This is a genomic window from Buttiauxella massiliensis (assembly GCF_902500225.1).
GTDB classification, from domain to species: domain Bacteria; phylum Pseudomonadota; class Gammaproteobacteria; order Enterobacterales; family Enterobacteriaceae; genus Buttiauxella; species Buttiauxella massiliensis.
On record NZ_LR722660.1, the window covers coordinates 25,953 to 45,965 of the forward strand.

At 51.4% G+C, this 20,013-nt stretch carries 17 protein-coding genes; 11 read left to right on the forward strand and 6 right to left on the reverse strand.

The features are described 5' to 3' along the window. Positions 1–15 precede the first annotated feature (15 nt). The gene (gene fsa, locus GC128_RS17420; RefSeq protein ID WP_151995358.1) at positions 16–678 is read left to right on the forward strand and encodes a fructose-6-phosphate aldolase; all 663 of its coding nucleotides are present in this window, start codon (positions 16–18) and stop codon (positions 676–678) included. Positions 679–700: 22 nt separating this feature from the next. Further along, on the forward strand, positions 701–1,804 hold the full coding sequence (gene gldA, locus GC128_RS17425) for a bifunctional L-1,2-propanediol dehydrogenase/glycerol dehydrogenase (RefSeq protein WP_151995359.1): 1,104 nt from the start codon (positions 701–703) through the stop codon (positions 1,802–1,804). A gap of 52 nt (positions 1,805–1,856) precedes the next feature. On the opposite strand, the gene katG is transcribed toward gldA, so the two are convergent. The 4 genes from katG to metB all read right to left on the reverse strand — a co-directional run bounded on the left by katG (position 1,857) and on the right by metB (position 8,997). Beyond that, positions 1,857–4,037 (reverse strand): catalase/peroxidase HPI, encoded by a 2,181-nt coding sequence (katG, locus tag GC128_RS17430; protein ID WP_151995360.1) that lies wholly within the window; start codon positions 4,035–4,037, stop codon positions 1,857–1,859. 245 nt (positions 4,038–4,282) lie between these two features. After that, positions 4,283–5,173, reverse strand: coding sequence for a methylenetetrahydrofolate reductase (metF, locus tag GC128_RS17435; RefSeq protein WP_134187633.1), 891 nt, complete (start codon positions 5,171–5,173; stop codon positions 4,283–4,285). A 228-nt stretch (positions 5,174–5,401) separates the two neighbouring features. After that, on the reverse strand, positions 5,402–7,834 hold the full coding sequence (locus GC128_RS17440) for a bifunctional aspartate kinase/homoserine dehydrogenase II (RefSeq protein WP_151995361.1): 2,433 nt from the start codon (positions 7,832–7,834) through the stop codon (positions 5,402–5,404). Positions 7,835–7,836: 2 nt separating this feature from the next. Next, a complete protein-coding gene (gene metB / locus GC128_RS17445) occupies positions 7,837–8,997 on the reverse strand; it encodes a cystathionine gamma-synthase (protein ID WP_134187637.1) in 1,161 nt (386 codons plus the stop codon). A 263-nt stretch (positions 8,998–9,260) separates the two neighbouring features. On the opposite strand from metB, the gene metJ reads away from it, so the two are divergent. Then, entirely contained in the window at positions 9,261–9,578 is a 318-nt protein-coding gene (gene metJ, locus GC128_RS17450; RefSeq protein ID WP_034461414.1) for a met regulon transcriptional regulator MetJ, read from the forward strand. A gap of 190 nt (positions 9,579–9,768) precedes the next feature. On the opposite strand, the gene rpmE is transcribed toward metJ, so the two are convergent. Then, positions 9,769–9,984 (reverse strand): 50S ribosomal protein L31, encoded by a 216-nt coding sequence (rpmE, locus tag GC128_RS17455; RefSeq protein WP_124022232.1) that lies wholly within the window; start codon positions 9,982–9,984, stop codon positions 9,769–9,771. Positions 9,985–10,192: 208 nt separating this feature from the next. Between rpmE and priA the strand changes: the two genes are divergently transcribed. The 7 genes from priA to rraA all read left to right on the forward strand — a co-directional run bounded on the left by priA (position 10,193) and on the right by rraA (position 18,210). Further along, positions 10,193–12,388, forward strand: a complete 2,196-nt coding sequence (gene priA / locus GC128_RS17460; protein WP_151995362.1) for a primosomal protein N' — start codon at positions 10,193–10,195, stop codon at positions 12,386–12,388. A gap of 165 nt (positions 12,389–12,553) precedes the next feature. Beyond that, entirely contained in the window at positions 12,554–13,588 is a 1,035-nt protein-coding gene (gene cytR, locus GC128_RS17465; RefSeq protein ID WP_151995363.1) for a DNA-binding transcriptional regulator CytR, read from the forward strand. Between the two features lie 89 nt (positions 13,589–13,677). After that, on the forward strand, positions 13,678–14,661 hold the full coding sequence (gene ftsN / locus GC128_RS17470) for a cell division protein FtsN (RefSeq protein ID WP_151995364.1): 984 nt from the start codon (positions 13,678–13,680) through the stop codon (positions 14,659–14,661). Positions 14,662–14,751: 90 nt separating this feature from the next. Continuing rightward, complete coding sequence (gene hslV / locus GC128_RS17475) at positions 14,752–15,282, forward strand: ATP-dependent protease subunit HslV (RefSeq protein ID WP_034461419.1); 531 nt, start codon at positions 14,752–14,754, stop codon at positions 15,280–15,282. 9 nt (positions 15,283–15,291) lie between these two features. Then, positions 15,292–16,626, forward strand: a complete 1,335-nt coding sequence (hslU, locus tag GC128_RS17480) for an HslU--HslV peptidase ATPase subunit (RefSeq protein ID WP_151995365.1) — start codon at positions 15,292–15,294, stop codon at positions 16,624–16,626. 76 nt (positions 16,627–16,702) lie between these two features. Further along, complete coding sequence (gene menA, locus GC128_RS17485) at positions 16,703–17,632, forward strand: 1,4-dihydroxy-2-naphthoate polyprenyltransferase (RefSeq protein WP_151995366.1); 930 nt, start codon at positions 16,703–16,705, stop codon at positions 17,630–17,632. Positions 17,633–17,724: 92 nt separating this feature from the next. Then, positions 17,725–18,210 carry a ribonuclease E activity regulator RraA gene (gene rraA, locus GC128_RS17490; protein WP_034500052.1) on the forward strand — a complete coding sequence of 162 codons (486 nt, stop codon included), beginning with the start codon at positions 17,725–17,727 and terminating at the stop codon, positions 18,208–18,210. 250 nt (positions 18,211–18,460) lie between these two features. On the opposite strand, the gene zapB is transcribed toward rraA, so the two are convergent. Next, positions 18,461–18,700, reverse strand: coding sequence for a septal ring assembly protein ZapB (gene zapB, locus GC128_RS17495; RefSeq protein ID WP_034461423.1), 240 nt, complete (start codon positions 18,698–18,700; stop codon positions 18,461–18,463). Positions 18,701–19,144: 444 nt separating this feature from the next. On the opposite strand from zapB, the gene GC128_RS17500 reads away from it, so the two are divergent. After that, positions 19,145–19,999, forward strand: a complete 855-nt coding sequence (locus GC128_RS17500; RefSeq protein WP_151995367.1) for an MIP/aquaporin family protein — start codon at positions 19,145–19,147, stop codon at positions 19,997–19,999. Positions 20,000–20,013 lie beyond the last annotated feature (14 nt).

The following is a 20,013-nucleotide window of genomic DNA, read 5'->3' on the forward strand; positions in this document are numbered from 1 at the left end:
CAAGAGGAAAAATTGATGGAGCTTTATCTCGATACAGCAAACGTTGCGGAAGTAGAACGTCTGGCGCGAATCTTCCCATTACAGGGAGTGACAACCAATCCGAGTATTATCGCCGCCAATGGCGAATCTATATGGGACGTACTGCCGCGTCTGCAAAATGCAGTGGGTAAAGAAGGCCGTCTGTTTGCACAGGTGATGAGCCGCAGCGCAGATGGAATGGTTGCAGAGGCGCAGAAACTCAGAGAGTGCGTTCCGGGTCTGGTGGTAAAAATTCCCGTTACTTTTGAGGGTCTGGCGGCGATTAAGCAGCTAACTGCTTTGGGTATTCCTACGCTGGGAACAGCTGTTTATAGCGCTGCTCAGGGATTGTTAGCTGCTCTCGCCGGAGCTGAGTACGTTGCTCCATATGTTAACCGCGTTGATGCGCAAGGTGGGGATGGCATTCGCATGGTTCAGGAGCTGCAAGCTTTGCTTGAGCTTCACACTCCTGACAGCAAAGTTCTGGCCGCCAGCTTTAAAACACCGCGTCAGGCACTGGATTGTTTACTGGCAGGATGCGAATCCATCACGCTTCCCCTTGATGTCGCCCAGCAATTTTTGGCTGCGCCAGCGGTAGAATCGGCTGTGGTGAAGTTTGAAGAAGACTGGCAGAAGGCGTTCGGTCGCCTGAGCCTGTAACGGACACAAAAGGAGGCAGTGAATGGATCGCATAATACAGTCACCGGGTAAGTACATTCAGGGCGCTGAGGTTATTTCCCGCCTCGGCCACTATATCAAACCACTGGCTGAGCGCTGGCTAGTCGTCGGAGACAAATTTGTCTTAGGATTTGCCGAGTCCGCAATAGTAACAAGCTTTAAAGATGCCGGACTGGGATTCGAAATTGCACCTTTTGGCGGCGAATGCTCGCAAAATGAGATCGACCGGCTGCGCAGTATTGCAGAACAAACACAGTGTGGTGCAGTGCTCGGTATCGGGGGCGGTAAAACGCTCGATACCGCCAAAGCACTGGCGCATTTTATGGGTTTGCCTGTTGCCATCGCACCCACTATCGCCTCTACCGATGCGCCATGCAGCGCGCTCTCTGTTATTTATACCGATGAAGGTGAGTTTGATCGTTACCTGATGTTGCCGAACAACCCAAATATAGTGATTGTTGATACTAAAATCGTCGCAGGTGCACCTGCACGCCTGTTAGCTGCCGGAATCGGCGACGCATTGGCAACCTGGTTTGAGGCGCGTGCCTGTTCACGTAGCGGTGCTACCACTATGGCCGGGGGAAAATGCACCCAGGCAGCGCTAGCGCTGGCTGAACTTTGCTTTAACACGTTAATTGAACAGGGTGAAAAAGCGATGCTGGCCGCAGAGCAGCATGTAGTCACTTCTGCTCTTGAGTGCGTCATTGAAGCCAACACTTACTTGAGCGGTGTCGGCTTTGAAAGTGGAGGCCTGGCCGCTGCACACGCAGTGCATAACGGTCTGACGGCAATTCCAGACGCACATCACTATTATCACGGTGAAAAAGTCGCTTTCGGTACGCTGACCCAGTTAGTTCTGGAAAACGCGCCACTAGAAGAGATTGAAACCGTAGCGGCGCTGTGTCACTCCGTCGGGCTCCCAATCACCCTGGCACAACTTGATATCAAACAAGACGTTCCAGCAAAAATGCGCATTGTGGCTCAGGCATCTTGTGCAGAAGGCGAAACTATCCATAACATGCCTGGCGGTGCAACGCCGGATGAGGTTTATGCGGCGCTTTTAGTTGCCGACCAGTACGGCCAGCGCTTCTTGCAAGAGTGGGAATAACGTAGTTAAAAAAATCCCCGCATCTGCGGGGATTTTTACGTCAGATAACGCCTTACTTCAGGTCGAAGCGATCCAGATTCATCACTTTCACCCATGCCGCAACGAAGTCTTTCACAAACTTCTCTTTAGCGTCACCGCAGGCATAAACTTCCGCCAGTGCACGCAGCACAGAGTTGGAACCGAAGACCAGATCCGCGCGTGTCGCTGTCTGCTTCACTTCGCCAGTTTGACGGCAGCGGCCTTCAAACAGTTCTGAAGAGTCATCAGTCGCCTTCCATTCCGTGCCCATATCCAGCAGGTTGACAAAGAAATCGTTACTGAGCACACCTAAACGCTCGGTGAATACGCCATGCTTGCCGCCATCAAAATTCGCACCCAGCACACGCATACCACCAACCAAAACGGTGAGTTCCGGTGCAGTCAGCGTAAGTTGCTGTGCTTTATCAATCAGCAGGGATTCTGTTGTCGCCGCATCCACACGAGCGCGGTAGTTACGGAACCCATCGGCTACAGGCTCCATCAGGTTGAACATCTCGACATCGGTCTGATCCTGGCTAGCATCAACACGCCCAGGAATAAACGGCACGCGAACGCTGATACCAGCAGCTTCCGCCGCCTGTTCAACACCCACAACACCCGCCAGCACGATGATATCGGCCAGTGACGCTTTACCAGACGCTTTCTGAATTGCTTCTAATGCAGGCAATGCACGAACAGCTAAAGCATTCACATCCCAGTTGCGCTGAGGTACCAGTGCCAGGCGTGCGCCATTGGCTCCGCCACGTTTATCGCCGCCACGGAAAGTCGACGCCGACGCCCAGGCTACAGAAATCAATTCACTGACAGAAAGGCCAGAATGGGCAATTTCTGCTTTCAGGTGATCGATATCAGCAGGCGTTGGGCTGAATGTCGCTTTCGGCAACGGGTCCTGCCAAATCAGTTCTTCTTTTGGCACTTCCGGGCCGATGTAACGCGCAATTGGCCCCATATCGCGGTGGGTCAATTTGAACCATGCGCGAGCAAAAGCTTCATTGAAAGCTTGTGGATCATTGAGGAAGCGACGGGAAATTTTCTCGAATTCCGGATCGAAACGCAGCGTCAGGTCGGTGACCAACATTGTCGGTTTACGTTTTTTCGATGGATCAAACGGATCAGGAATAATTTCAGGTGCATCGACCGCTTCAAACTGAATTGCACCAGCAGGGCTGCGTGTCTGTACCCATTCAAATTTGAACAGGTTCTCGAAGAAATAGTTACTCCACTGGGTTGGTGTTTGTGACCAGACGACTTCCAGACCAGATGTAATTGCATCAGCACCGGCACCACTGCCGTAGCTGCTCGTCCAACCTAAGCCTTGCGCTTCAATCGGTGCCGCTTCCGGGTCAACACCCACATGGGTTGCTTCTGCTGCACCGTGAGTTTTGCCCAACGTATGACCGCCAGCGATAAGCGCTACAGTCTCTTCGTCGTTCATCCCCATATTGCCGAAAGTAGCACGAATGGCAGCAGCGGCAGAGAGTGGTTCACCGCTGGCGTTTGGCCCTTCAGGGTTAACATAAATCAGCCCCATCTCGGTCGCGGCCAATGGACGTTTAGCAAGTGTCTCCGGGTCGCGATGTTCCAACCAGGCTTTTTCATTACCCCAGTTCACATCCAGATCTGGCTCCCAAACATCTTCACGTCCGGCACCAAAACCAAAGGTGCGGAAGCCGGAGTTTTCCAGCGCTACGTTACCCGCCAGTATAAACAGGTCAGCCCAGGATATTTTCTGGCCGTATTTCTGTTTGATAGGCCACAGCAGGCGGCGAGCTTTATCAAGGCTTACGTTATCTGGCCAGGAGTTAAGTGGAGCAAAGCGTTGCTGACCACGACCTGCGCCACCACGTCCGTCCAGGGAACGGTAAGTGCCGGCACCATGCCAGGCCATACGAATAAATAGCCCGGCGTAGCTGCCCCAATCGGCAGGCCACCATGGCTGGGAATCAGTTAGTAATGCTTTTAGGTCGCCTTTCAGCGCAGAATAATCGAGTTTGCTGAATTCTTTGCGGTAATCAAAATCTTCGCCGAGGGGGTTAGAGCGGTTTGAATGCTGATTGAGGAGATCAACACGGAGTTGTTTCGGCCACCAGTCCCGCGTGCTTGTTCCGGCTCCTGCACTCACATCATGACTGCCCTGATGAAACGGGCACTTCCCTGCGGACAACGTATTATGATCGTTTTCGTTTGTGCTCATCTTCCTGCTCCCTTCACTATTTTAATACCAGGATATACAGCTCTGCAGATAAGTTATAGATGAAAAAAACTACAGATTTGATAGTTATTTCCTTCCGGTCTTTAAGCAAGGTAACAAAGGTTTTGTGTAGAAACGTTGATAGCGGCGTAAATTTTACTAAATAACCATTTAAAATAAGGGGATAATTGCAAGAAGAAGTGACTGAACTGCGGGGAAATTATGGCCCTTGCGGGCCATTTTCTGAATCATACCGCCGGGCGAACACCCAGCGTGTGACAAATTGCATAGCTCATTTCAGCACGGTTAAGCGTATAGAAATGGAAGTCTTTCACGCCTTCGCGGCTGAGGATTTTCACCATATCCATCGCAATATTGGCACCGACCATTTTGCGAGTTTCTGCGTCGTTATCCAGCCCTTCAAACATTTGTGCCATCCAGTGTGGAACACGCACGTTGGTCATGGTCGCGAACTTATGCGCCTGTTTGTAGTTACTCACTGGCAAAATACCTGGCACGATTTCGACGTCGATACCCGCAGCGGCGCAACGGTCACGGAAGCGCAGGTAACTTTCCACATCGAAGAAGAACTGTGTGATTGCGCGGTTTGCACCAGCATCAATCTTGCGCTTCAGGTTAATCAAATCAGCCTGTGCACTTTTCGCTTCCGGGTGAACTTCCGGGTAAGCCGCGACGGAAATATCAAAGTCACCGACATCTTTAAGCAGTGTGACCAGATCAGAAGCATACATATCTGGCTTGCCACCACCTGGAGGTAAGTCACCGCGCAGAGCGACGATATGACGGATACCGCTATTCCAGTAATCCTGCGCAATAGTACGTAACTCGTCGGGAGTGGCATCAATACAAGTCAGATGCGGCGCAGCTTCCAGACCTGTACGGTCTTTAATACCTTTGATGATGCTATGGGTACGGTCACGCTCACCGGAGTTTGCGCCGTAAGTTACGGAGACAAATTTAGGTTTCAGGCTACTCAGTCGATCAATTGAGCTCCACAGGGTCTGTTCCATTTCACTGGTGCGCGGCGGGAAAAACTCAAAGGAAACGTTAATTTGCCCGGCGACTTCGGCCAGACTCTGATTTAGTGCTTCCCGCTGGTTGGCGTGAAAAAAGCTCATACCCTTACCTCATTAATCGCATTTTATTATGTGATGTTGTGTTTTGTTGCTATCCAGACGTTTAGACGTCCAGATAGCAAGATGAAGGAAAAGCATGATTCCGTCAACTGAAAATTCAACACAATAAATGAGGAATTCTCACCCAAATTGAATTTTCCTCATGTTCGATTAAAAAGAATAAAAAAAGGCCAGCAATAGCTGGCCTCGATATTTTTGTGTTTCAGCGAGTTATAGCAATTGCGCCAGGCGATTGAGATCCGACTGGATAGCGCCAGCTGTTACGTCACGACCAGCACCTGGCCCACGGATAACCAGCGGGTTATCGCGATACCAACGGCTTTCGATAGCGAACACGTTGTCGCACGGTAGCAGCGAAGCCAGTGGATGCTCGGTGCGCACAGCTTCCACACCGACACGCGCTTTACCATTCGCATCGAAACGCGCGACATAACGCAGAACCAGACCCATTTCCTGAGCCGCTTCAAAACGCTGAAGCATTTGGTCATTCAGTTCGTCACCATTTTCAAAGAAATGGTCAATTGAGCCCGTTTCACTGCCGTTTGTTACCAGCGACTCAACACGAACCTGATCCGGCTCGATGTCGTAGCCTGCTTCACGAGCCAGGATCACCAGCTTGCGCATCACGTCTTTTCCGGAGAGATCGACGCGTGGATCGGGTTCCGTTAGCCCTTGCTGCCAGGCCTGGTCCACCAACTCGGTAAATGGTACGGTGCCATCGAATTGCAGGAACAACCATGAAAGCGTACCGGAGAAAATACCGCTGATAGCCAGAATGGAGTCGCCGCTTTCGCGTAAATCACGAACGGTATGGTTTACCGGCAAGCCGGCGCCCACGGTGGCGTTATACAGCCAGTGGCGACCTGTTTTGGTAAAAGCATTACGAATTTCACGGTATTTCTGACTATTACTGGCGCCCGCAAGTTTATTGGCGCTGATAACGTGGAAACCGTGGCTGGCAAAATCGAGGTATTGATCGGCCAGTTGTTCACTCGCAGTCACATCCAGAACCACCAAATCATCATAGGGATGCGCACGCATCCACTGGAATAGTGATTCTTCATCCTGTTCTACCGCTTCGTCATTGAAGAAAGCGAGAGCCCGGCTGGCATCCAGACCTTCATAATTCAACAAGCTGCGGCTGCTATCTACTACGCCTGCAAGCACGAATTCAAAACCGGTTCGTGCAGAGATAGTTTCTTGCTCGCGGGCAAACAGCTCCAGCCAGCGTGAACCAATGTTCCCTTTGCCGAACAGAACCAGACCAATACGTTTTTCAGCACGGAACAGTGACTTATGCAGACCCTTAATGAGGTTTTCTGTTGGTCCAACACGTAGTACCGCAACCAGGCTGATACCATCTTCGGACTGCCAGATAAACTCAACAGGCTGATCTTTCAGTTGCTGCCAAAAACGATGGCTGTGTAGTGGGTTACGGCAAACGCCCGCACCAACCATTGCCACCAGAGCTAAACCTTCACGCAGACGTAATTCGCCCGGGAGAGTTGCTTCCTGGAGAGTTTGTAGTGCGCTGCCAGCAACTTCAGAGGTGTAGCAAAGCTGAAGCAGATTACGGTCAGGATGAACGCCAATCGACAAAGGGCGAATCTGGGCGCGGTTTAGCAGGGTATCCAGCTCTTTGTGAGCCAGCTTGAAATCTTGCTGTGGAGCAACCTGAAGTTCGATCAGGCAAACATCATCGTGGCTGGTAACGATTCGTGCACCAGTACCAGAAGCCAACACTCGTTCGATACGAGTTGACCCTTGTTCTGGTGAATAGCTACAGCGTAATTGCAGATCGATATCGCTACCGGAAACAGGCTGCAAAGTACGAGCGTGCAGCACTGGGGCGGCAAGACGGGCCAGTTCACTGGCTTCATCCAGGCGCAGCAGCGGCAACAAGCAAGCATCTTTCACTTTACGTGGGTCAGCGCTGTAAACCCCGGCAACGTCACTCCAGATGGTCACGCGGGAAACCCCAGCCAGTGCACCAATTTGAGTTGCGGAATAGTCAGAACCGTTACGGCCCAGCAGAACCGTTTCGCCCGCGTCGTTACGGCAGATAAAACCGGTAACCACGAGGCGTTTGTTCGGGTGCTGCGCCATCAGCTCTTGCAGCAGTGGCCAGGATAAACCTTCATTAACTTGTGGCTGGGCTGCACGTTCTGCACGCATAAACTCGCGTGCATCCAACCATGCAGCCGGGTGACCTAACTGATTCAGCACCGCAGACATCAGGCGTGCAGACCAAATTTCACCATGGCCTACAACTTCGGAATACACTGCGTCGGTCATTTTGCCATCCAGCAAACCCGCCAGACGCTCAAGATCGTGAATAAATTGACCGATTAAAGCATCAGCAACATCAGGCGTAACAAGGCCACTAATCAGCTCGCTCTGATAACGGCGCAGTGCTTGCTGAACCTGATGGGCAGAAAGGCGATCGCTTTGGCTTAATTTTAACCAGTTAATCAACTGGTTAGTTGTGCTACCCGCAGCGGAAACAACCATCATGTCGCCGGGTTTTGAATACTCGGCCATGATCCCCGCAACGCGCAAATAGCACTTCACATCTGCCAGACTACTGCCACCAAATTTATGCAGCTGACGACCCGACGCCCCTGCTGGTGCTGAAACACTCATGCTTACCCCTCGGCTGCAACCCGGAACGCATTTTCCAGGTCAGCAATTAAATCTTCGCTATCTTCAATGCCAGTCGAAATACGCAACAAGGTTTCAGAGATCCCCGCTGCAGCACGCGCTTCTGGCGCCATGCCCGCGTGGGTCATCGTCGCCGCGTGTGAAATCAAACTTTCTACTCCACCCAGCGATTCCGCCAGGGTGAAGAGAGTCAGGCTACTCAGGAATCGACGCAGCGTTTGCTCGTCGCCATTAAATTCAAAACTTAGCATCGCGCCAAAACCTTTTTGCTGACGAGCAGCAATTTCATGGCCCTGGTTTTCAGGCAACGAAGGATGATACAGCTTTTTCACCAGCGGTTGAGTTTGCAGGAAATCAACAATCGCCTGTGCATTACGTTGCGCCACTTCCATACGTGGTGAAAGCGTGCGCAAACCGCGCAATAGCAAATAACTATCGAAAGCACCGCCAGTCACGCCAATGTTATTTGCCCACCAGGCAAGCTCAGTGACAGTTTCGGCATCTTTCGCAATCACGACACCCGCAACAACATCTGAGTGACCATTCAGGTATTTGGTACATGAGTGCAGAACTAAATCCGCACCCAATGCCAGCGGGTTTTGCAAAGCCGGGCTCAAGAAGGTGTTATCCACCACACTAATTGCCCCTACTTCACGCGCGGCGGCGCAGATTTTCGCAATATCTACCACTCGTAACAAGGGATTACTTGGGCTTTCGACCAGCACGAGTTTTGGTTTTTCGTTAAGTGCCGCAGTTAAAGCCGCTTCATCTCCTTGATCGACAAACAAAACGCGATATGCGCCGCGCTTTGCCAGGCTATCAAACAAACGGTAGCTACCGCCGTAACAGTCATGCGGAGCCACTAACAGGTCTCCAGGCTTAAGGTAAACGGTGGTTACCAGATGGATTGCCGACATACCGGTATTCGTCAGCACTGCGCCCGCTCCGCCTTCCAGCTCTGCCAGTGCGCGCTGAACAACATCACGCGTAGGATTGCCACGACGCGAATAGTCATGCGCGCGCGGTTCGTTAAACCCGGTGAAATTATAAGTACTGGAGAGATGGATTGGCGGTACAACGCAGCCGTATTGCTCGTCATCGTTCAAACCGCTACGTACTGCGATAGTTGCCTGTTTGCGCGTCATGGCTCTCGAATCCTTGCTGGTCGAATAAAGGTCAGGTACCAGAGTAAACACTGCCGAGTTAGACGTCAATACATCTGGACATCTAAACTTCTTTGCGTATAGATTGAGCAAACACGCAATAGCCGTTAAAATTATACGCTTTAGGGTGATAGCGTCGCAGACCGCGAATCAATAAACGCTTACACTACGACCAGATAATCGCTTCTGCCGCGCATATTACCGGTGGAGGCCTAAATACATTGATTAAGAGGATTAAGTATCTCATGGCTGAATGGAGCGGCGAATATATCAGCCCTTACGCTGAGCACGGGAAGAAGAGTGAGCAAGTAAAAAAAATTACGGTGTCCATTCCTCTGAAGGTGTTAAAAATCCTCACCGATGAGCGTACCCGTCGCCAGGTGAATAACCTGCGTCACGCAACAAACAGTGAGCTCCTGTGCGAAGCATTCCTGCATGCGTTTACCGGCCAACCACTGCCAAATGATGCAGATCTGCGCAAAGAGCGTAGCGATGAGATTCCTGAAGCGGCGAAAGTGATTATGCGCGAGTTGGGGATTGATCCAGAGACGTGGGAATACTAGCTCTAACCGTTATCCTTCAAGTTGCTGCGGCGTTGGCTGCACTCAATCGCCCCAGTCACTTACTAGTGTAAGCTCCTGGGGACTCTTTCATTTGCCGCCTTGCAGAAACTCGAATGCTAGCGGTTATAAGAAAGTAACAGATACAAAAAAGGCGCCGTTAGGCGCCTTTTTCTTACTACCGTGCAGCGAATTACTTCTTCGCGCCTGGAACGCTGAAACGCTTGTTGAAGCGGTCAACGCGGCCACCGGTAGCAACATCACGCTGCTTGCCAGTGTAGAACGGGTGGCATTCGCCACATACGTCCAGGTTCAGATCATGACCCACGGTAGAGCGAATCTTGATAGAATTACCGCATGAGCAGTTTGCAGTAACTTCTGCGTAGTTCGGGTGAATATTCTTTTTCATGGAAAACCTCTGTATAAGGCCGCGTCGCTCTTCCAGCCCTAACGCCAGACACCACGCGAAGTTGATAAATTAGGTTTTTTGATACCAAAAACTGCGCATCAAAGGCGGCGAATCATACAGAACCCCGCCAGAGTATGCAAACTGATCCGCATTTTCTGGAACACACAGTGTACACTATCTCGTCATTTTTATCAGCCTGGATGTATTAATGCCTGTCGCCCATGTCGCTTTACCCGTTCCTCTCGCCCGTACTTTTGACTACCTCGTTCCCGCTGGAATGCAGGTGGCATCAGGCTGTCGCGTCATGGTGCCGTTCGGTAAACGCCAGGCAGTTGGCATTGTTGTCGCGGTTAGCGAACAAAGTGAATTACCTCTCAATGAGCTAAAACCGGTAGCAGAAGTTCTGGATGGCGCGTCGTTGTTTCCAGATTCGCTATGGCGCGTTCTGCTGTGGGCCGCCGAGTATTATCATCATCCCATCGGCGATGTGCTTTTCCATGCGCTCCCTGGGTTGCTGCGCGAAGGAAAACCCGCGCACCACGCGCCGTTGTGGTACTGGTTTGCCACCGAAGAAGGTAAAGCGGTTGACCTTAACAGCCTGAAACGCGCCCCTAAACAACAACAAGCGCTGGCAGCGGTACGGCAAAATATCATCTGGCGTCACCAGGTGAGCGAAATGGAAATCAGCGAGCCTGGGTTACAAGCGCTGCGGGCCAAAGGTTTATGTGACCTGAAAAGTGCCGCCCCTGCGACGACGGACTGGCGCGATAGCTATTCCGTTGAAGGCGAGCGTTTACGCCTGAACACCGAGCAGGCCACCGCCATTGGGGCCATTCATAGTTCTGTCGACAATTTCGCCGTCTGGCTGCTGGCGGGGATTACCGGCTCGGGTAAAACGGAAGTTTATCTTAGCGTGTTGGAAAACGTGCTGGCACAAGGCAAACAAGCGCTGGTTCTGGTACCTGAAATTGGCCTGACGCCGCAAACCATCGCCCGTTTCCGTGAGCGTTTTAACGCGCCGGTCGAAGTGCTGCACTCCGGACTTAATGACAGTGAACGTCTTGCTGTGTGGTTAAAAGCCCGCAGCGGCGAAGCCGCGATTGTGATTGGCACCCGCTCGTCTCTGTTCACACCGTTTTGCCGACTTGGCGTCATTGTTATAGATGAAGAGCACGACAGCTCTTACAAGCAGCATGAAGGCTGGCGTTATCACGCTCGTGATTTAGCCGTGTACCGCGCACATGCGGAAGATATTCCCATCATCCTCGGCTCAGCAACCCCCGCCCTTGAAACATTGCACAATGTTCAACTGGGGAAATATCGCCAGCTACGACTGACAAAACGCGCCGGTAATGCGCGCCCGGCAACACAGCAAGTGGTTGACTTAAAAGGCCAGCAACTGAAATCCGGCCTGGCGCCTGCGCTTATCAAAAAAATTGGCCAGCATCTTAAAGCTGACAACCAGGTGATCCTGTTTCTTAACCGCCGCGGGTTTGCTCCCGCTCTGCTGTGCCATGAATGCGGCTGGATAGCGGAGTGCCCGCGCTGCGACCACTACTACACCTATCATCAGGGCCAGCGTCATTTACGTTGCCACCATTGCGACAGCCAAAGAGCGATTCCCCAGCAATGTCCGCATTGTGGTTCCACCAACCTGGTTCCGGTTGGTATGGGAACAGAGCAGCTTGAGCACAGCCTTGAGCCTGCATTTCCGGGTGTACCGATTTCGCGTATTGACCGCGACACCACCAGCCGCAAAGGCGCGCTTGAGCAGCAACTGGCGGAAGTCCATCGCGGCGGTGCTCGGATTCTGATTGGTACGCAGATGCTCGCAAAAGGCCACCACTTCCCGGATGTGACTCTGGTGGCTTTGCTGGATGTTGATGGCGCACTGTTTTCGGCTGACTTTCGCGCAGCGGAGCGTTTTGCACAGCTTTATGTCCAGGTGTCTGGCCGCGCAGGGCGCGCCGGTAAACAAGGCGAAGTCATGCTGCAAACTCACCATCCTGAGCACCCTTTATTACAAACGCTGCTCACCAAAGGTTATGACGATTTCGCAAGCCAGGCACTGAAAGAGCGCCAGACGGTGTTCTTGCCGCCGTTTACCAGCCACATCATGTTCCGCGCAGAAGACCAAAATAACCATCAGGCGCCGCTCTTCTTGCAGCAGTTACGAAACCTTCTTGAGTCCAGCCCGTTACGAGATGATCAGCTCTGGGTTATGGGTCCGGTGCCATGCTTACAGCCTAAACGCGGTGGGCGTTTCCGTTGGCAAATTCTGCTGCAACACCCTTCGCGCGCACGCCTGCAACGCCTGGTCAGTCATTCGTTGAAGCTGGTCAATACTTTACCGGAATCACGCAAAGTGAAGTGGACGCTGGATGTTGATCCAATTGACGGCTAGCACAAAGCCCTGTGGTTATGCGAAGCGGATCGAAAATTTCAACAACCATCACACTTTTAATGAAATAACTGTAACCAACGAACATCAATTTCTGCTAAGAATGTGGACATGGTCAGACACCACGGACGTTGTCAGCACCTGTACAGTGCACGCGAGGAGAAGAAGTTGAAGCCGAAGAATCAGGTTGCCAATGCAACTATGAAAGATGTTGCTGTTCAGGCGAAAGTCTCAACGGCAACAGTGTCCAGGGCGTTAATGAACCCGGACAAAGTATCGCAAAGCACTCGTAATCGTGTAGAACAAGCGGCCATCGCCGTAGGTTATTTACCCCATTCTCTGGGGCGAAATTTAAAGCGTAATGAGTCACGCACCATTCTGGTTATTGTTCCGGATATCTGCGACCCCTTCTTTAGCGAAATCATCCGCGGTATCGAAGTGACGGCGGCAGACCAAGGCTACCTGGTGCTGATTGGCGATTGCGCCCACCAAAATCAGCAAGAAAAAACCTTCATTAATCTGATTATCACCAAGCAGATTGATGGCATGTTGTTGCTCGGCTCACGCCTTCCCTTTGATGCCAGTATTGAAGAACAACGCAATTTGCCGCCGATGGTAATGGCAAACGAATTTGCTCCTGAGCTGGAATTGCCTACGGTTCATATTGATAATCTTACGGCCGCATTTAACGCCGTTTATTATTTACAGCAGCTCGGCCATCAAAAAATTGCCTGTATTGCTGGCCCGGAAGAGATGCCGCTTTGTCACTATCGCTTGCAGGGGTATGTCCAGGCATTACGTCGTACGGGGGCAGTAATCGATCCGCACTACATTGCGCGTGGTAACTTCACTTATGAAGCCGGTGCCGCTGCATTGTCGCAGCTGATGGCCCTGCCCAATCCGCCGACTGCGGTGTTCTGCCATAGCGATGTGATGGCGCTGGGCGCACTGTCTCAGGCCAAGCGAAATGGCTTACGCGTGCCGGAAGACTTATCGATTATGGGCTTTGATGACATCGCACTTTCTCAGTTCTGTGACCCACCGCTCACCACCGTAGCGCAACCCCGTTTTGATATCGGGAGGGAAGCTATGCTGTTGTTATTGGATCAACTTAACGGGCACACCGTGAGTAGTGGTTCGCGTTTGCTGGACTGTGAACTCATTGAACGAGGCTCCACCAGCGCACCTGGCAGTAGAAAATGACCCGCTTTAGGACACTGGATTCTGGTCAAAGGGATATCCATTAAGTAACATGGCGGGCTGATAAACGAATAAAATATAGCGAATCAATAGTGGCACAACGAGATTATGTACGCCGCGGGCAATCGGCAGGTACGCGGCGTAAGAAAAGTAACACCCGCAGCAAGCAACGCAGTCTACCATCTGTCTCGCCGACAATGGTCGCAATTGCGGCCGCCGTTCTGGTGACCTTTATTGGTGCTCTCTACTTCATTACTCATCATAAAAAAGATGAAAGCGAAACCCTGCCTGGCCACAAAGTCGCAGGAAATGGTCTGCCACCTAAACCGGAAGAGCGCTGGCGTTATATCAAAGAACTGGAAAATCGCCAGACGGGTGTGCGTGCCCCAACCGAACCTTCTGCCGGGGGTGAAGTGCAGAATAAAGATCAGCTCACCAGCGAACAGCGCCAGTTACTGGAACAGATGCAGGCCGATATGCGCCAGCAACCTACTCAGTTGAACGAAGTACCGTGGAATGAGCAAACGCCGGAACAGCGTCAGAGCACCTTACAGCGCCAAAAAATTATTCAGCAGCAAACGCAACAGCAGCAGTTCACCGCTCAACAAGTTGCCCCACAACCGCGTGCCGTTCAGCAGCAGTCGCAGCCTGTAACACAGCCACGTACCGTGCAGCAGCAACCGCGTACAACGACATCAAACGCGCAGCCTTATCAGGATTTGTTGCAAACGCCGCCGCATAATACTCAGCAGCGTGCAGCACAGCCTGAGACGCAGCCGAAAGCAGCGCCGGTCACGCGTGAAGAAGTAGCGAAAGCGGCACCGACCACTCAAGACAAGCCAAAAGACGAAAAACGCTGGATGGTACAGTGTGGCTCCTTCAAGGGTGCCGAACAGGCAGAAACTGTCCGGGCGCAACTTGCTTTCGAAGGTTTTGATTCACGCATTACCACCAACAATGGCTGGAACCGAGTCGTCATTGGCCCAATCAAGGGCAAAGAGAAAGCTGACGGTACGATTAGTCAGTTGAAGATGGCAGGCCACTCTAACTGTATTCGTCTTGGCGCTGGGGGTTGAAACCCCCAAAATCCCCCCCATCTATAATTGCATTCGACCCCGATATAATATCGGGGTACTTATTCAGTTTATGTAATAAGGGGTCTGCTCGTGACAACAATAGTAAGTGTGCGCCGTAACGGCCATGTCGTAATCGGTGGTGATGGTCAGGCCACGCTCGGCAACACCGTAATGAAAGGCAACGTAAAAAAAGTACGTCGTTTGTATAACGATAAAGTGATTGCCGGTTTTGCTGGCGGTACTGCAGATGCCTTTACCCTATTCGAACTGTTTGAGCGCAAGCTAGAAATGCATCAGGGCCACCTGGTTAAAGCTGCGGTTGAACTGGCAAAAGACTGGCGTACCGATCGCATGCTGCGCAAACTCGAAGCGTTGCTTGCCGTCGCCGATGAAAATGCATCTCTTATCATTACCGGCAATGGTGATGTCATTCAGCCAGAAGATGACCTGATTGCAATTGGTTCCGGTGGCCCGTATGCCCAGGCAGCGGCACGCGCCCTTCTTGAAAATACCGAACTGGGTGCTCGTGACATCGTAGAGAAATCGCTGGGGATTGCCGGTGATATCTGCATCTACACCAACCATTTCCATACTATTGAAGAATTAGCGTCTAAGGCGTAAGGAATCCCCATGTCTGAAATGACTCCACGCGAAATTGTCAGCGAACTGAACAAACACATCATTGGCCAGGACAATGCCAAGCGTTCCGTGGCGATTGCGCTGCGTAACCGCTGGCGCCGTATGCAGCTTGATGAAGAGCTGCGTCATGAAGTTACGCCAAAAAACATTTTGATGATCGGCCCAACTGGCGTGGGTAAAACCGAAATCGCCCGCCGCCTGGCAAAACTTGCTAACGCACCGTTTATCAAAGTTGAAGCGACTAAATTCACCGAAGTTGGCTATGTTGGTAAAGAAGTGGATTCTATCATCCGCGATCTGACCGATTCCGCGATGAAAATGGTTCGCCTGCAATCGATCGAGAAAAACCGCTACCGTGCCGAAGAAATGGCCGAAGAGCGCATTCTTGATGTGCTGATTCCACCAGCTAAGAATAACTGGGGTCAAAACGAAACGGCACCTGAGCCATCTACAGCGCGTCAGTCTTTCCGTAAAAAATTGCGTGAAGGCCAGTTAGACGATAAAGAAATTGAAATCGATCTGGCAGCAGCACCGATGGGCGTTGAAATCATGGCTCCTCCTGGCATGGAAGAAATGACCAGCCAGTTGCAGTCTATGTTCCAGAACCTGGGCGGCCAGAAGCAAAAACCACGCAAGCTGAAAATCAAAGAGGCGATGAAACTTCTGATTGAAGAAGAAGCCGCGAAGCTTGTGAACCCAGAAGAGCTAAAGCAAGACGCCATTGATGCCGTCGAGCAACACGGCATCGTGTTTATTGATGAGATCGACAAAATCTGTAAGCGCGGTGGCAACAGTTCCGGTCCGGACGTTTCCCGCGAAGGCGTTCAGCGTGACTTACTGCCGCTGGTTGAAGGCTGTACCGTTTCGACTAAACACGGTATGGTCAAAACTGACCACATTCTGTTTATCGCATCTGGTGCCTTCCAGGTCGCAAGTCCGTCAGATCTGATCCCAGAATTGCAGGGTCGTCTGCCAATTCGTGTGGAACTTCAGGCACTGACTGTTGAAGATTTCGAACGCATTCTGACTGAGCCAAACGCGTCTATCACCGTGCAGTACAAAGCGCTGCTAGGCACCGAAGGCGTGAATATCGACTTTACCGAAGACGGTATTCGCCGCATTGCTCAGGCCGCATGGCAAGTGAACGAGTCCACCGAAAACATCGGGGCGCGTCGTCTGCACACTGTGTTAGAACGCCTGGTTGAAGATATCTCTTACGATGCCAGCGAAATGAACGGCCAATCCATCCTGATTGACGGCGAATATGTCAGCAAACATCTGGATGAGTTGGTAGCAGATGAAGACTTGAGCCGTTTTATCCTATAATCCCGCTCAACGTATTTTCTTCATTTGAAATGGAGGGCTTATGCCCTCCATTTTTTTATATCTAACAGAGAGAACTATGAGCGAATCGCACTCTGTAAGCACGACTCAAGCCTGGCTTGAAAGCTTGCGCCCACGCACATTACCACTGGCATTTGCCTCTATCGTCTGTGGATCCGCGCTGGCTTTCTGGCAAGGCGTGTTCAACCCCGCTATTGCATTGCTGGCACTGCTGACTGCCGGGTTACTGCAAATCCTCTCAAACCTGGCGAATGACTACGGTGATGCGGTAAAAGGCAGCGACAAAGAAGACAGAATCGGGCCATTGCGCGGAATGCAAAAAGGCGTGATTACCCAAGCGCAGATGAAAAAGGCGCTGATTATCACAGTGGTATTAATCTGCGTTTCTGGCCTGGCGCTGGTCGCGGTTGCTTGCCGTACGCTGGCAGATTTTCTCGGATTCCTGGTGCTCGGTTTGCTGGCTATCATCGCGGCTATTACCTACACCGTGGGAACTCGTCCGTATGGTTACATGGGGCTTGGGGACATTTCAGTACTGGTCTTCTTTGGTTGGTTAAGTGTGGCTGGTACCTGGTATCTGCAGGCTCATGCTCTCGCGCCGTTAGTGTTTTTACCCGCGACAGCTTGCGGATTACTGGCAACAGCTGTGCTGAACATCAATAATTTACGCGATATCGACAGTGACCGTGAGAACGGTAAGAACACGCTGGCTGTGCGCCTGGGCCCAGTGCTTGCCCGTCGCTATCATGCTTGCCTGTTAATGGGGGCGCTGGCGTGCCTGGCGGTATTTAACCTGGTGTGGCTGCAAAGCCTCTGGGGATGGCTGTTTGTGCTTGCAGCACCACTACTGATTAAGCAGGCGCGTTTCGTACTGCGCGAGATGGAGCCAGTCGCCATGCGCCCAATGCTCGAACGAACCGTTAAAGCTGCATTGCTGACTAACTTGTTGTTTGCGGTAGGAGTTGTGCTCAGTACGGTGTCGTTTTAGCTGACAAATATCAATTAACAATTGATGATTTTGCCAACAGTTGAGATTAAGCGATATACTGACAACTCATGCAGCAACAGAACCTTAATCCTATGAAATATGATACTTCCGAGCTTTGCGACATCTATCAGGAAGATGTCAACGTCGTTGAACCGCTGTTTTCCAACTTCGGTGGGCGGTCGTCCTTTGGCGGGCAAATCATCACGGTGAAATGTTTCGAGGACAACGGATTGTTGTATGATCTGCTCGAACAAAATGGCCGTGGCCGAGTGCTGGTAATCGATGGTGGCGGCTCTGTTCGCCGTGCTTTGATTGATGCAGAACTTGCCCGTCTGGCGACTCAAAATGAGTGGGAAGGCATCGTCGTATACGGTGCTGTACGCCAGGTCGATGACCTGGAAGAACTGGATATTGGTATTCAGGCAATTGCCGCCATTCCGGTAGGTTCAGCAGGAGTTGGCGTTGGCGAAAGTGATGTGCGCGTTAACTTTGGTGGCGTGACCTTCTTCTCCGGTGACCATCTTTATGCAGATAACACCGGCATCATCCTTTCCGAAGATCCCCTCGATATTGAATAACCCAATCGAATAACAAAACGGGCGCCCTAAGGCGCCCGTTCTTTTTCTGGTCGAATAAATCAATACCCTAAATAATTCAAGTTGCAGGACAAAAGGCTTCAGCCTTTTGAACAGCGCTTGCGCTGGCCCCACCGGGGCGAGGCTCTGCCGAGTAACGCGGCAATTGAGTGAATCCCCAGGAGCTTACTAAAGTAAGTAACTGGGGTGAACGAAAGCAGCCAACGCCCCTGCAGCTTGAGTATGACGGGTATTACACTTCTTCCATCTTACCCAGCAGCGCATGCAGACGATCCTGCCAAACGTGCTGCTGTTCTTTCAGAGAATTGTTTTCGCGCACTAGTTCTTCATGGTTGCTCTGAGACTGCTGAACTTGCTGAGACAAATTATTGTTGGTCTCTTTCAGCTCTTCAATTTCCATTTGCAGCAGGGTAATGGTATCAATCGCCTGCTGTACTTTTGCTTCCAGTTTCTCAAACACTTCAAATGACATTTCTGAACCTCTTCTGAATTGCAAGGCGTTGATGGATTTCTAAATCCCCGTCCCGGATGTTCCCCGATGACACCTTATGAATATATGCGCTCCACGCAGCGTGTCTCGATTGTAAGTAGCGTGAGTAGCCGTGTCCAGCGAGTTCAAGCGCTCTTTGCATAACATAACGTTTTTCAGCATATGCCGAATGACCATGAGCGCTAAAATCACTATTTGTTAACCCATTGAATACTTCCATGAGCGTTTGCGTTGTCTTTTCTGGGTGATAATGCGCACATTTCAGCGCGAAACCGCTCATTTTTATGACGAACAACACAAATTTAAAGTTCGATATTTCTCGTTTATGTTCGTTAACGATAAATTAACACTATGCCTACATGGCACCTGCGCGGCAGGGAAGCCCGAACAAACAATAATCATTAATTTTGCCTTCAGGACCCTACTATGAGTCAGACAGCTCCATCAACCTTGAAAGGTCAGTGCATCGCCGAGTTCATGGGTACCGCGTTGTTGATTTTCTTTGGTGTCGGATGTGTCGCCGCCTTAAAAGTCGCGGGCGCAAGCTTCGGGCAGTGGGAAATCAGTATCATCTGGGGTTTGGGAGTAGCGATGGCTATCTACCTGACTGCAGGAGTTTCCGGCGCACATCTTAACCCGGCGGTGACTATCGCACTTTGCCTGTTCGCCTGCTTCGATAAACGTAAAGTGGTGCCGTTTATTCTTTCGCAAGTTGCAGGTGCGTTCTGTGCCGCAGCTTTGGTCTATGGCCTGTATTACAATTTATTCCTCGATTACGAGCAGACGCACCACATGGTACGCGGCAGCGTGGAAAGCCTGGATTTGGCAGGTATCTTCTCAACCTACCCTAACCCACACATCAATCTGGTGCAGGCGTTTGCCGTAGAGATGGTGATCACAGCCATTCTGATGGGCGTTATTCTGGCGCTGACTGACGATGGCAATGGCATCCCGCGTGGCCCGTTAGCACCATTGCTGATTGGCTTACTGATTGCGGTAATCGGTGCTTCAATGGGGCCGTTGACCGGATTTGCGATGAATCCAGCACGTGACTTTGGCCCGAAACTTTTCGCCTGGTTAGCTGGCTGGGGCGACGTCGCTTTCACCGGTGGCCGCGATATTCCTTACTTCATGGTGCCTGTATTTGGCCCGATAGTCGGTGCAGCCCTTGGCGCGTTTGGCTACCGTAAGTTGATTGGCCACCATTTACCTTGTGATGTTTGTGTTGTTGAAGAGGATAAAAAATCCGAGGCTTCCACACAGCAAAATGCTTCTTTGTAAGACTGACTTCAGGA

What these genes read in the sequence shown, in the direction of transcription:
- priA (WP_151995362.1), top strand. Translation starts at nt 10,193, where the DNA reads ATGCCTGTCGCCCATGTCGCTTTACCCGTTCCTCTCGCCCGTACTTTT.
- rpmE (WP_124022232.1), bottom strand. Translation starts at nt 9,984, where the DNA reads ATGAAAAAGAATATTCACCCGAACTACGCAGAAGTTACTGCAAACTGC.
- metJ (WP_034461414.1), top strand. Translation starts at nt 9,261, where the DNA reads ATGGCTGAATGGAGCGGCGAATATATCAGCCCTTACGCTGAGCACGGG.
- zapB (WP_034461423.1), bottom strand. Translation starts at nt 18,700, where the DNA reads ATGTCATTTGAAGTGTTTGAGAAACTGGAAGCAAAAGTACAGCAGGCG.
- hslU (WP_151995365.1), top strand. Translation starts at nt 15,292, where the DNA reads ATGTCTGAAATGACTCCACGCGAAATTGTCAGCGAACTGAACAAACAC.
- gldA (WP_151995359.1), top strand. Translation starts at nt 701, where the DNA reads ATGGATCGCATAATACAGTCACCGGGTAAGTACATTCAGGGCGCTGAG.
- GC128_RS17500 (WP_151995367.1), top strand. Translation starts at nt 19,145, where the DNA reads ATGAGTCAGACAGCTCCATCAACCTTGAAAGGTCAGTGCATCGCCGAG.
- katG (WP_151995360.1), bottom strand. Translation starts at nt 4,037, where the DNA reads ATGAGCACAAACGAAAACGATCATAATACGTTGTCCGCAGGGAAGTGC.
- metF (WP_134187633.1), bottom strand. Translation starts at nt 5,173, where the DNA reads ATGAGCTTTTTTCACGCCAACCAGCGGGAAGCACTAAATCAGAGTCTG.
- fsa (WP_151995358.1), top strand. Translation starts at nt 16, where the DNA reads ATGGAGCTTTATCTCGATACAGCAAACGTTGCGGAAGTAGAACGTCTG.
- metB (WP_134187637.1), bottom strand. Translation starts at nt 8,997, where the DNA reads ATGACGCGCAAACAGGCAACTATCGCAGTACGTAGCGGTTTGAACGAT.
- GC128_RS17440 (WP_151995361.1), bottom strand. Translation starts at nt 7,834, where the DNA reads ATGAGTGTTTCAGCACCAGCAGGGGCGTCGGGTCGTCAGCTGCATAAA.
- rraA (WP_034500052.1), top strand. Translation starts at nt 17,725, where the DNA reads ATGAAATATGATACTTCCGAGCTTTGCGACATCTATCAGGAAGATGTC.
- menA (WP_151995366.1), top strand. Translation starts at nt 16,703, where the DNA reads ATGAGCGAATCGCACTCTGTAAGCACGACTCAAGCCTGGCTTGAAAGC.